General features: G+C 68.3%; 9 protein-coding genes and 3 pseudogenes. 4 read left to right on the top strand and 8 right to left on the bottom strand.

Annotated features, from left to right (window positions below):
- Positions 1–38: 38 nt before the first annotated feature.
- The 6 genes and pseudogenes from ACIQ1J_RS24320 to ACIQ1J_RS24295 form a co-directional block, all read right to left on the bottom strand.
- A complete protein-coding gene (locus ACIQ1J_RS24320; protein ID WP_403559935.1) occupies positions 39–791 on the bottom strand; it encodes a DUF1707 domain-containing protein in 753 nt (250 codons plus the stop codon).
- Between the two features lie 33 nt (positions 792–824).
- Positions 825–932: pseudogene (locus ACIQ1J_RS24315) on the bottom strand (methionine ABC transporter ATP-binding protein); the annotation flags it as partial.
- Between the two features lie 883 nt (positions 933–1,815).
- Positions 1,816–1,983: pseudogene (locus ACIQ1J_RS24310) on the bottom strand (IS5/IS1182 family transposase); the annotation flags it as partial.
- A 76-nt stretch (positions 1,984–2,059) separates the two neighbouring features.
- Entirely contained in the window at positions 2,060–3,385 is a 1,326-nt protein-coding gene (locus tag ACIQ1J_RS24305) for an NtaA/DmoA family FMN-dependent monooxygenase (protein ID WP_403559933.1), read from the bottom strand.
- 340 nt (positions 3,386–3,725) lie between these two features.
- Complete coding sequence (locus ACIQ1J_RS24300) at positions 3,726–4,211, bottom strand: flavin reductase family protein (RefSeq protein WP_403559931.1); 486 nt, start codon at positions 4,209–4,211, stop codon at positions 3,726–3,728.
- Positions 4,212–4,251: 40 nt separating this feature from the next.
- A complete protein-coding gene (locus tag ACIQ1J_RS24295; RefSeq protein ID WP_403559929.1) occupies positions 4,252–5,715 on the bottom strand; it encodes a DHA2 family efflux MFS transporter permease subunit in 1,464 nt (487 codons plus the stop codon).
- A gap of 104 nt (positions 5,716–5,819) precedes the next feature.
- Between ACIQ1J_RS24295 and ACIQ1J_RS24290 the strand changes: the two genes are divergently transcribed.
- A complete protein-coding gene (locus ACIQ1J_RS24290) occupies positions 5,820–6,419 on the top strand; it encodes a TetR/AcrR family transcriptional regulator (protein ID WP_403559927.1) in 600 nt (199 codons plus the stop codon).
- 634 nt (positions 6,420–7,053) lie between these two features.
- On the opposite strand, the gene ACIQ1J_RS24285 is transcribed toward ACIQ1J_RS24290, so the two are convergent.
- Positions 7,054–7,242, bottom strand: coding sequence for a hypothetical protein (locus tag ACIQ1J_RS24285; protein ID WP_403559925.1), 189 nt, complete (start codon positions 7,240–7,242; stop codon positions 7,054–7,056).
- A gap of 247 nt (positions 7,243–7,489) precedes the next feature.
- Here ACIQ1J_RS24285 and ACIQ1J_RS24280 point away from each other — a divergent pair, with 247 nt between their 5' ends.
- Both ACIQ1J_RS24280 and ACIQ1J_RS24275 read left to right on the top strand, forming a co-directional pair.
- The gene (locus ACIQ1J_RS24280; protein WP_403559923.1) at positions 7,490–8,083 is read left to right on the top strand and encodes a TetR/AcrR family transcriptional regulator; all 594 of its coding nucleotides are present in this window, start codon (positions 7,490–7,492) and stop codon (positions 8,081–8,083) included.
- A 189-nt stretch (positions 8,084–8,272) separates the two neighbouring features.
- The gene (locus ACIQ1J_RS24275; RefSeq protein ID WP_403559921.1) at positions 8,273–8,971 is read left to right on the top strand and encodes a nitroreductase; all 699 of its coding nucleotides are present in this window, start codon (positions 8,273–8,275) and stop codon (positions 8,969–8,971) included.
- Positions 8,972–9,397: 426 nt separating this feature from the next.
- Here ACIQ1J_RS24275 and ACIQ1J_RS24270 read toward each other — a convergent pair.
- Positions 9,398–9,673 (bottom strand): annotated as a pseudogene (locus ACIQ1J_RS24270) (ABC transporter permease); the annotation flags it as partial.
- A 224-nt stretch (positions 9,674–9,897) separates the two neighbouring features.
- On the opposite strand from ACIQ1J_RS24270, the gene ACIQ1J_RS24265 reads away from it, so the two are divergent.
- Positions 9,898–12,321: a transglycosylase domain-containing protein gene (locus ACIQ1J_RS24265; protein ID WP_403559919.1), complete on the top strand. Its 2,424-nt coding sequence runs from the start codon at positions 9,898–9,900 to the stop codon at positions 12,319–12,321.
- Positions 12,322–12,334 lie beyond the last annotated feature (13 nt).

Raw genomic sequence — 12,334 nt, 5'->3', positions numbered from 1 at the left:
ACGGCGCACCGCGGCCGGGCCGGACACCGCCCGGCCGGTCAGCTGTCCCGGCGGCGGTCCCACTCCTCCTCGCGGTGCAGGTCGTGCAGACCGTGGCGCGAGCCGTCCAGTTCCTTGCGGCCCTTGCGCTCCAGCTTCTCCTGCCGGCGCTCTTCCTTGATCCGCAGCTTCTCCGCCCGCGTCAGCTTGCGCTCGACGCCGACCCCGCCCCAGAAGGCGAAGCCCGTCACGACGACGCGCGGGGCACCCACGTCACCGGGGACGCCCTCCTCACGGTGGTCGAAGCCGCCCATGATCCCGATGCCGCGCACGACGACCTCGACGCCGGGCGGCACGACCACGTTCATCCCGCCCATGATCGCGACGCAGTTGATCACGACCTCGTCGTGCGCGAAGTCCGCCTCGCGCAGGTCGATGTCCCCGCCACCCCAGAACGCGAAGGAGTTGAACCGCCTCGGCACCGTCCAGCGCCCCTTGCGCTGGAACCCGGACATCACGGCGACCGCCCACGTGGACGACGGCTCGCCCCCGGTGATCCGGCCCGCCCAGCCCCCGGAACGCTCGGGCTCCTTGGTCATCGACACCCGGGGCGGCCCGTCCACGGGGCCGACCGGCAGGTCCCGGGTGATCGGCGTCAGGTCCCCGTACGTCCGCGCGCTGTACGTGGCGTCCAGCCGCTCCTCGAACTCGGTCATGTCCAGCCGCCCCTCCGCGAGGGCGTCCCGCAGGACCTCGGCGACTCGTTCACGGTCGGCGTCGGATGCGCGGAGTTCCGGGGCGTCGTCGGTCATGTACAGCAGCCTACGAGGTCGCCGCGCCGGACACTACGCGCCCGCGCGTTCCGCGTACATCTTGGCGATCACCGACTCGATGTCCGGCTCCCGCACCGACAGGTCCACCAGCGGATACTCCGCCGCGATCCGCGCCACCGCCACCAGGAACGCGCCCCACACGGACACCTCCCGCGGCAGCGCCACCGGGAAGGACAGCGACCCGAACGCGAACGGCACCACCTCCGGTCTGGACGAGCGGTTCCTGTCAGGTCGACTGCGCCTTGTTCGCGGGCGGGATGTAGGCCACTTCGATGAAATTGATGAACCTGTTCGCGTTCCGGGCGCCGAGCATGTTCCCGATGCGGCGGAACCTGTGGCGGGCGGCTCTCAATTTCATCACTGATGACCCGAAGCTCCACTCGCTCAGAGCATCCGTAGTCGCCCGGAATTCGTCTGGGAAGACGACCAGAGTCTCTCGGGACTCGCTCTGGTTGAGTCCTGGAGGTCTTGGGCTGCTGCGCGGCAGTCCAAGAGTTCTCCGTCGTCCTCGCTGAGCATGACCGCGGCGGGCCCGGCCCGGGAGTTCGCGCCCTGCTCACGGGCGAGAGCGGGATGCCGGCTGGGGCCGCCAAGGGAGCAGGTGACGTTGCCGACCAGTGTGTAGGATCTCGCGGCTCGTGTCCTAGGCCGAGCCTGTGACCTGCGGCTTCTCCTGGAGTCTCACGCCGTGTCCGGCTGCTCAGTCTCACGATCGTGTTCAAATTCTCGGAACGGCCGCGAGGCGCGAGCCGCTGACCTGCGAGGTCTCACGCGCGGACATCCGTAGGACATCGGCCGTGAGATCAGGACACGGTTCGTGAGACCCCACACAGTGGACGGGCGGTCAACCGGCCGTGTTGTGCTCGGTCTCCGGCACCGGGGGCAGCCCGTGCGCGGCGTTGTCGCGGAAGGACGCCTGGATCGGCACGAGGTCTGGGCCGCTGGTGTCGTCGAGGGCAGTGACGTGGATGCCGATTTCCGGGATGTCGCTGTCGATCGCCGCGATGCGCCTGCCGTCGGGCGGCAGCGACGACGGCTGGCCCTTGCGGACCGGGTCGGCTCCCTCACGGCGCAGCGCGGTGATCAGCTTGCCGAACTGCCGCGGGCTCAGTCCGGTGAACGGGCCTGTCCACGAAGGATCCGACGCCGTAATCACACCAGACCACGACAAGATCAGCTCATCCCTGCCAGCAGTTACGGGACAACCTCTATCGAGCACCCCCAGGCCACGCCGCACCGGACAGAACTCAAGTGAGACGCGGGTCCAGACCGAGTTGTTCCGGGAGGCCGAGGTGGTCGCGCAGCGTCGCGCCCTGGTAGTCGTCGGGGCGTAGGCCGCGCTGACGCAGGACAGGTACGACCTGGTCTACGAAGGCGTCCATCCCGTCGTGCAGGTCATCGATGACGACGGAGAAGCCGTCGGCGGCACCTGCCTCCACCCATTCCTGCAGCGTGTCGGCGATCTGTTCGGCGGTTCCGACCAGGGACGGAGATTGGTCGAGCACCCCGTGACCGAGGATTTCGTGCGGTGTCCGCCCTTGGCGGGCGAGCTCGAGGGCGTGGACTGCTTGAGGAGCTCCAGGATGGGGGCGCAGGGCCGCGATCTGGGCGCTGGTGAGTGGCTTGTCACGATCGGCTGGGTCCAGGCGATCTCCGAGGATGGCCGACAGGTGAGCCAGGCGCTTCTCGATCCCAGCGGCTTCCTCGAGCACCATGCGCCGCTCGACAACCTCCTGCAGGGTGGGGCCGACGGTGAGGGCGAAGAAGGAGAGGAACTTTACTTCGTCCGCTTCCCGGCCGGCTTCCACCGTCATCGATCGCATCATGGCGCGCTGAGCCTTGGCCTCCTCCATGGAGGAGGGGTGGGCGATGATGCCGTTGGCGTACATGCTGGCGGCCTGCACACCGAGACCGCTGGCGAAGGGCATGAAGATCACCGGTTGTCCCTGCTCGGACGGCGGGATCTGCAGTGGCCCACGTGATCGGACGTGACGGCCCTGCATATTGATGGGGCGGATGTGTGAGGTGTCAGCGAACCGTCCGGTGGCCTTGTCGGGGGTGCCCGCGGCTCTGTCCCAGCTTCCCCACAGCGCCTGAGTGATCTGGATGGCCTCGTTGAAGCGTTCGTACTTCTCTGTACGCGACGGAACGGGGCGTCCGTAGTTGGCGAATGCCTCCGGTTCGTAGCTGGGGATGGCCTGCCAGCCGGCGCGACCATGACTCATCACGTCCAGCGCCCTGAGCTGTCGGGCGAGTGTGTACGGCTCGACGAACGAGGTCGACAACGTGGTGACCAGGCCGATTCGTCGTGTGGCGGGGGCAATCGCAGCCAGTGTCAGGGTCGGCTCCATCGTCACGATGGGGGGTCGCGACTCGAGGTCTCCCCAGACGAAGACCCGGTCGGGGAAGAAGAGGTAGTCCAGTCCGCCGCGTTCGGCGGTCTGAGCGGCGCGCACGAAGGCCGTCACGTCGGTGTAGGCATTCGGATCAGCCGCCGGCATCCGCCACGCTCCTGGGTGGTTGCCGTGCATCTCTCCCAGTACCGCTCCGAGCAGGAACGAGCTCTTACTCATGACTGATATGTCCTTACGTTGTAGGTGATCGAACCGGGCGGGTCGCGATGGTGAACGTGCGGGCGGCGAGTTCGCCGCCTTGCGGATGGTGCGCCCGCTTGGCCGCAGCGGCGAAAAGGACGCGGGTGCTGCCGCCGGCGACGCCGCACAAGGATCCCGGGCAGTCCGCCTGAGGACCGGCGAGAGCTCACTGCCCTATCGGTGCCGCCGCTGCGGCGGCGTGCAGGTAGTAGACCGCGTCGATGTAGTGGTGCTCGCGAAGCATCTTCGCGACGTACACCCCGTCCTCCAGGGCCAAGGTGGTGCCGCTGGCTGCGCTTTCTCCGTCTTCTGCGGAGGGTCAATTGGCCAGGCGACGACGCTGGCTGGCGTAGAAGACGAGCGGGTCCTCGTCAGCAGAGACGTGTGTCTCAGTCACGCGAAGAAGAGTGAGCATATGGTCGCCCCCGTCGAGCTCCGCGTGCAGGCGGACGTCGAGTGTGGCCACGGCTCGATCGAGGAGGACTGCCCCCTTGTCGTCGGCGGTCCAGTCGAGTCCGTTGAATCGCTCGGAGCTGGGGCGGGAGAGTCGATCCATGTCTTCGCTGTGGTGCTGCCCGAGCACACTGATTCCCCATTGTGGCGCGAGGCGCAGCTGTGGCCATGTTGTCGAGGTTCGGGCGAAACTGAGCGCGACCAGGGGTGGATCGAGGGAGACAGAGCTGAAGGAGTTGGTGAGCATGCCGACTGGTCGGCCGTTCACGTGCGCCGCCACGAGGGCGATTCCTGTGGCGAAGCGCCCGTAGACGCCTCTGAGTTGGCTCGCGTCGAGCTGTGATGTACTCACTGGGAGTTTACCTTTTCGATCTTGATCGTCTCTGCTGCGGTCAGTGCCCCATGGGCACGTCGGCCGACGTCGCTCCTGCGTGTCGAGGCAGGAAGATCGCGCCGGCGGCGGAGATCAGGGTGAGGAGCAGCGCGGCGATGAACGTCGCTCGCATCCCGTCGAGTGACATGCCGGAGCCTGAAGCGTGCGAGCCGGAGAACAGGGTCAGCACGGTGACGAGGACCGCGATGCCGGCAGCCCCGCCGAGCTGCTGCAGGGTGTTCAGGGCAGCGCTGCCGTGCGGGTACAGACGGGGCGGGAGGGAGCCCATGGCGAGCGTGAAGAGCGGGGTCCACATGAACGCGAGCCCGATGCTGATGAGCAGGTGCAGTCCCAGGAGCAGCCCGATGGGTGTGTCGCGGGTGACGGTGCACAACAGAGCCCAGCCCGCGGCGGCGATGACGGCGCCGGATACCACCAGCAACCGTGGCCCTACGCGTTCGTACACGCGGCCCACGGACGCCGCCGTGATGGCGATCGCGGCGCCTCCTGGTATGAGGAGCAGTCCCGTCTGGAGCGCTCCCAGTCCCAGGACGTTCTGCAGGACGAGAGGGAAGACGATGTTCAGCCCGAACGAGGTCATGACCATGGCGAGGAAGATCCCGACGGAGAGGCTGAAGTCGCGGTGCGCGAAGACGCGCATGTCGAGCATGGCGTGAGAGTGCCGCTGCAGGCGCCGCTGTCGGGCGACGAAGGCAGCGATGCCGAGGACGCCGACGACGAGGGCGATCCCCGCGGTCAGGAGTGAGGCGCCGCCATGGGACTCACCGATCGCCGACAGACCGTAGAGCGAGGCTCCGAACCCGATGGCTGCGAGGACGAGCGAGACGGTGTCGATCCTCACAGCTCTGACCGCGTCGAGGTTTCGCATCTTCCACCCCCCCAGGACCAGGGCAATGACGGCCAGCGGAAGCACCACGATGAAGATCCAGCGCCAGCTCAGCTGCGCCACGACGATGCCCGAAATGGCAGGGCTGATGGCACCGGCGAACGCGGGAACAGCGGTCGTGACCGCCATGAGCCGTCCCCGTCGCCCCTCGGGCGCCAGCCGGATCGCGGTCGTCGTCAGCAGCGGCAGGAGGACAGCTGTTCCCAGCGCCTGCACGATGCGGCCGACCAGCAGCAGTTCGAAGCCCGGCGCGGCCGCTGCGATCGCCGTTCCGAGCGTGAACAGCCCCATGGTCGCGAAGAACAAGGTGCGCAACGTAAAGCGCTGCGTCATGAAGCCTGAGGCGGGGATCACCACGGCCATGGTCAGCGCGTAGCCCGTGGTCAGCCACTGGCCGGCGACTGCCGTCACGCCCAGGTCGTCCATGACCTGCGGCAGCGCCACGCCCATCGCAAGTTCACTGAGGATCATCACGAATGCACTCAGCGCCAGCACGGTGATGACAAGGACTTCATCCAGTGCCAAACGGTCACGAGACGGCGCTGGCACTGGCGCCGTGTCCAGGGTCCGGGTCATGTGGCCACGAGTCCTCTCCCGAAAAAACGGAGCCTGTCTCCGCACCTCGGGGAGGCTACGGTCTAGCGGCTTCTCGCGTCAAGGAGATAGTCTCCGTTTTGTCGATGAAGGAGCTGACGATGGCTGCAGGAACGAGCGCCCCACGGACCCGTAGGGACAAGGAGCGCAACCGGTCGCACATCCTCGAGATTGCCCAGGAGTTCTTCTCCGAAGAAGGCGTCTCGGGGTCGCTGGACACGATCGCGAAGCGGGCAGGCGTGGGGCCGGGAACCCTGTACCGGCACTTCCCGACTCGCGAAGCGCTGATCGCGGCGCTTCTCCAGGCGCGGTATGACGAGCTCTTCGACCGACGCGACGCGATCGAACGCGATGAGCGGGACACAGCTCGCGCCCTGGAGCAGTGGCTCGAAGCGCTCTACGACTACGCGACCGCGTTCGACGGACTCCCCGACCCGCTCCGCGACGCGCTGCTCGAGGAGTCCTCTCCCCTGGCGACGACGTGCGAGAACTTCATCACGGCGACAGACGCGTTTCTCGTCGCGGCTCAACAAGACCACCGCGCGCAGCCGTGGGTCAGGGGCCGCGACCTGTTTCTGGACGTGCTCGCGACGGCATGGGTCCGCGGTGCCGCCCTTGCGGACGATTCCTCGGCAACGGTCCTGCGGGCCGTTCACAAGTCCGGCTGGATGATTCCCACCCCCTAGCGAAGGCGCAGGCGAAGGCCGCGGGTATCGAGCCCGGCTGCCGGCAGCCGACGGTGCCCGCGCTTTCGTCAAGGAGGCGCTTCGATCACCAGCCTGCCATCGCTCGGTGGGTTCGCACCCACGCTCCGACCACGCAATGGGCCGGGGCCGGCATCGCGCTCAACGCGGTCGTCCCTGGCGTCATCGCGACACCGATGACCGCTCCGGTACTGGCCACGGCCGAAGGTCGTGCGGTTCTCGACGCAGGCGCACCGTCACCCCCCAACGGACCTGCCGCACCACCCAGAGGCTCCGGCCACACTGCCGGCCTGGCTGGCCGGCGCGGAGAACACGCACGTGACCGGGCAGGTCATCTTCATCGACGGCGGCGCCGAAAGCGTTCACCGCTCCGATTCCATCCGAGCGAGCGCGTTGCGCGCCTGACCACCGTCCGCCCAGCCCGGCTCATGACCGCGGCGGCGGCCTGACCAGTCACCCGATGAGCCCCTCTCGTAAAGCGGAGATTATCTCCGCATTCTCGTACCGGGCGACCTTCCCCTTCGGGTCGGATCTCGCCACGAGAGAAGGACGGCCACTGTTCCTGGGTGTGCTCGCCATGAGCTGGGTACGCAGCGCCGTCATGGCCGACGAGTTCTCACCGGCAGCTCTGCACCACTTGCTGCGCACCGGCTGCGAATTGCCTGCCGGCGCCGACGACGATCGGTGAGCGGCGAACCGGGCTACGGACCTGGAACCCGGCCAGCCGCAGCGGCCGGTAGCCCTCGGTGTCGAGCTGAGCGAGTTCGCCGTCGATGTCGACCGGGTGGGTGCCGTAGAAATGCACGTTCTTCGTGGTGGCTGGGCCAGATGCGCGGCAGGACCTCGTCGTCGACGATCGCCGCCCGCACCGCTGACAGCAGGCCCGGCCGCCCGTACGCGCGCGTATCCGGCGTCGCCGGGTACGGCCCGGTGTCGGGTCTTCAGGTGATGGCGCCCGGTTGACCGGAGGCCGCTTCCGTTTTATGGTCGAGTCATGCGGAGACAGGCTCCGTATTTCTGCGACAGAGGCACGGCAGTGGCCAGGGAGAGATATGAGCATCCAGGGCCGGGGTCGCAAGCCCCGCGCGGATGTCCAGCGCAACCGGGCAGCCCTCCTCGAAGCTGCGCAGCGCCATTTCCTGAGAGACGGCGTCGGTACATCCCTGGACGCGGTGGCCAAAGAGGCCGGCGTCGGCCCCGCCACGCTCTACCGGCACTTCCCCACTCGGGAGGCGCTGCTGGCGGCCGTGCTGCAGACCCGCTCCGAGGAGCTGGTCGCCCGCCAGGCAGAGATTGCGCAGCTCAGTGATGCCGCCGAGGCGCTGCGGCAGTGGCTGCGTGCGGTCGAGGAGTACTTCAGCGCATTCAACGGGCTGCCGGAACCTCTCATGTCCGCGGCCAAGGCGCAGGAGCCGGACAATCCGCTGACTCTTCCATGCGGCAACCTGATCGCCACCACCGAGGAGTATGTGCGCGCCGCGCAGCAGGCGGGGCGACTGCGCCCGTCGGTGACGGGGTTCGACCTCTTCCTCGCCGCCAGCTCGGTTGCCTGGATGATGGGCACCGGCGCCACCGACGAGGAATCACTGGGCCGGTTGCGTGAACTGATCGCAAGCGGCTATCAGCAGCCCGACAGCAACGCGTAGACCGCCGGCCGCTCGGGTAACCGACCGCTCCCACGGCGCCCTGTGGAACGCCTGGCCGCCCTTCACCCACGCACCCACGCACCCACGCCGGCAGAGACCGTCGAACTCAACCGGTCCCTGCACCGCTGTCCCGGTCGACGCAGTCAGCCGTCCCGCCTTCACGAAAACGAACTCCTGAAAGGAACAGTCTTGTCCACCACCGCTTCGTTCTTCAGCGACCTCACGCGAGCCAGGTACTCCCCGCGGCAGTTCCTGCCCACCCCGCTGTCCCCCTCGGACATCCGCAGCGTGCTGGAAGACGCACACAGGGCCCCCTCGAACAGCAACACCCAGCCGTGGACGGTGCACGTCGTCTCTGGTGCGGCGCGGGACGACTTGAGCGCGGAGCTCCTCAAGGCATACGAGGAGGAGCGGCCCTCCCTCGATTTCACCGGCGACTACGGCCAGGGAATCTACCTCGAACGCTCCTTCCAGCACGGTGCGAAGCTCTACGGAACCCTCGGCATAGCGCGCGAGGACCGTGAGGGCAGAAAGGAAGTGATGCGCGACAACCTGCGCTTCTACGGCGCCCCCCACGCCGCCTTCCTGTTCATGCCGATGCTCGGCGACGGAGTCCGGACGGCCGGTGACATCGGCATGTACGCCCAGAACTTCCTGCTCTCCTTGACCGCCCGGGGATTCCGCGGCATCCCCCAGACCGCTCTTGGCATGTACGCCGACACCGTCCGCCAGTTCCTGGGCGTACCCGAGGACCTCAAGCTGCTGTTCGGCATCGCCTTCGGCACCGACGACCGGACTTCCCCGATGCACAACATCAACATCGGCCGTATCCCGCTCCAGGAGAGCGTGGTCCTGCACGACACTCCCGGCGTCCTCGACGAGCAGTAGCCCCGCCCCGCGCACTTGGAGCAACGGGCGGCCCCCCGCACCCGGCAATTCCCTGTACGCGCGCAAGTCGCTCTCGGTCGCCTGCCGCCACGGGATCCCGCGTCGCCACAACCAAGTCAGCAACAGCCGGATATCCAGCGCGTAATTCCGCCGAGTTTCCCGCTCCAGAGGATGGAATTCCGAGGAGAGTACGAATTCCAGCAGCTCAGGATCGACCACGAAATCAGGCCGTACAAAAACCGGATGGCCCGGCTGAACCCCACTGCGGCCACCGCTGCCGGCAAGTCACGGACCCCAGCACCCCCTCCTCCGGCAGCGGATCCCACCGCTCCGGATCCGGCACGCACACCAGCCACCACTCGTCCATCTGCCACCCCTGATGATTGAGTGAGTCCCTTGAACTCACTCAATCATCAGGGAAGCAGGTATGCGCTCCATCAGCTCGTCCTCGAACCCGCCGCCCCCGATCGCCAGCGCCGCCAGCAACGCCTGCCCCAGCCACACGAAAGTGACGGCCTGCGCCTGGTCGTAGCCCCCGAGCTGCGGCTTCTCGTCCCACAGGGCCAGATAGGTGTATACCCGGATCAATCCGAAGACCGTGTTGGTGAACACCCCTGCGGCGGTGGCCGCCCGATAGGTCGCGTACCGTCGGAATCCCCCCGCCGCGACGGCCGCGTACAACCGCCCCGAGCCCACTCCCACGCACCCCGCCCGCCGACCGGCACCGAAGCGCAGGAGCCTAGTGCGGCCGCGACCGCACATGCCACGGAATTTCACGGGTGTGCCGCCGAGTGGGAACGGAACGCCCGGTGCGAGAGTCTTCTTCAGAGGGCGCCGGAAGGCATGAGAGGCGCCGGAGGACGCAGAGGCGTACAAGGCCGTACGAGACCAGACCGTACGACGCGAAACAGGAGTCCGTGCACGAGATGAGCGACGAGCCGCAGCCGCAGCAGCCGAACCAGGGCTGGGCGCCGAGAGAGCCCCAGGCGGCCGGCGAGGGGGCGGCCGGCGACGGGAAGGCCAAGAAGCCCAAGCGGCCGGCGCGCACCGGATGGCGCCGGTTCGTCCCGACCTGGCGCATCGTACTGAGCACCTGCCTCATCGGCGTCCTGCTGCTGATCGGCGGCTTCTTCATCGGCTACCACCTGGTGCAGATCCCGGCCGCCAACGCGCTCGCCACCAAGCAGTCCAACGTCTACCTCTACGCCGACGGCAGCGTCCTCGCCCGCGACGGCGAGGTCAACCGGGAGAGCGTCGGCCTCGCCCGCATCTCCAAGGCCGCCCAGCACGCCGTCCTGGCCGCCGAGGACCGCGACTTCTACACCGAGTCCGCCATCGACCCGGGGGCCATGGTCCGCGCCGGCTGGAACACCGCCACCGGCAAGGGCAAGCAGTCCGGCTCCACGATCACCCAGCAGTACGTGAAGAACTACTACCTGGCCCAGGAACAGACCGTCACCCGCAAGGTGAAGGAGTTCTTCATCTCGATCAAGCTCGACCGCGAGAAGAGCAAGAGCGAGATCCTCGAGGGCTACCTCAACACCAGCTTCTTCGGCCGCGGCGCCTACGGCATCCAGGCCGCCGCCCAGGCCTACTACGGCATCGACGCCAAGGACCTCACCGCGGCCCAGGGCGCCTACCTCGCCTCGCTGCTCAACGCGCCCAGCCAGTACGACGTCGTCGCCCACCCCGAGAACAAGCCCGCCGCCGAGGCCCGCTGGAAGTACGTACTGGACGGCATGGCCGAGCAGGGCTGGCTCAGCCCGTCCGAACGCGCGAGCCAGAAGTTCCCCGCGCCCAAGGAGAGCACCATCTCCACCAACATGTCCGGGCAGCGCGGCTACGTCGTCAACATCGTCAGGGACTACCTGATCCAGAACGAGATCGTCGCCGAGGAGGAGCTCGACCGCGGCGGCTACCGCATCACCACGACCCTGCAGAAGGACAAGCAGAACGCCTTCGTCAAGGCCGTCGACGACAAGCTCATGTCCAAACTGGACAAGAAGGAACGCAAGGTCGACACCTACGTCCGCGCGGGCGGCGCCTCCGTCGACCCGGAAACCGGCAAGGTCGTCGCGATGTACAACGGCGTCGACTACGTCAAGCAGTACACACCCAACGCCACCCGCCGCGACTTCCAGGTCGGCTCCACCTTCAAGCCCTTCGTGCTCACGTCCGCCGTCGAAAACCACTCCGAGACGCAGGACGGCCGCACGATCAACCCGAACACGACCTACGACGGCACCAGCGAACGCCCCGTCCAGGGCTGGAGCGGCGGCCGCTACGCCCCGGAGAACGAGGACCACCACGACTACGGCGACGTCACCGTCCGCGAGGCCACCGACAAGTCCGTCAACGCCGTGTACGCCCAGATGGCCGTGGACGTCGGCTCCGACAAGGTCCAGCAGACCGCGATCGACCTCGGCCTCTCCAAGAACACCCCCGAGCTGACCCCCTCCCCCTCCATCGCCCTCGGCGTGGCCACCGCCAGCCCCCTCGACATGGCCGAGGCGTACGCCACCCTCGCCAACCACGGCAGGCACGGCACGTACACGCTGGTCGAGAAGGTCATGAAGGACGGCAAGCAGGAGGTCGAGCTGCCCGAGCGGCGCGAGCGCCAGGCCGTCAGCCGCGAGGCCGCCGACACCACCACCTCCGTCCTGCGCAGCGTCGTCCAGAACGGCACCGCCACCGCCGCCCAGGCCGCCGGCCGCCCCGCCGCCGGCAAGACCGGCACCGCCGAGGAGGACACCGCCGCCTGGTTCGCCGGCTACACCCCCGAGCTGGCCACCGTCATCGCCGTGATGGGCCAGGACCCGGAGACCGCCGCCCACAAGTCGCTCTACGGCGCGATGGGCCTGCCCCGCATCAACGGCGGCGGCGCGCCCGCCGAGATCTGGGGCCAGTACACCCGCAACGCCCTCAAGGGCGAACCGGTCACCGACTTCGACCTCCAGCTCCAGGCCGGCGCCGACGTCACCGCGTCCCCGTCCGACGGCTCCTCGGACGAACCGGGCTCCGGCGACGAGAGCGGCAGCGGCGACCCCGACGACGAGTCGACCGGCGACGAGGACGGGTCCGGCACCGAGACCACCCCGGGCCGGACCGGCGGCGGCAGCACCCCGCCGGGCGGCGAAACCGGCACCGGCGACCCGACGACCGGCGGCCCCACCACCGGCGGCGCCACCACCGAACCGGGCCCCACGGGCGGCGGTGACGGAGGCGGCGACGACTCGGCGAGCGGCGGCGGCACCACAGAGGGAGGCGGCGGCGACACGACCGGCGCGGGCGGCGGCGACTCGGACACCGGAACGGTCGCCGGCATCCCCGTCACACCCCGCCGCCAGTGACGGCGAACCGGGC

The organism is Streptomyces sp. NPDC097107 (assembly GCF_044762405.1).
GTDB lineage: Bacteria > Actinomycetota > Actinomycetes > Streptomycetales > Streptomycetaceae > Streptomyces > Streptomyces thinghirensis.
This window is presented reverse-complemented; position numbering and strand designations above follow the sequence as displayed.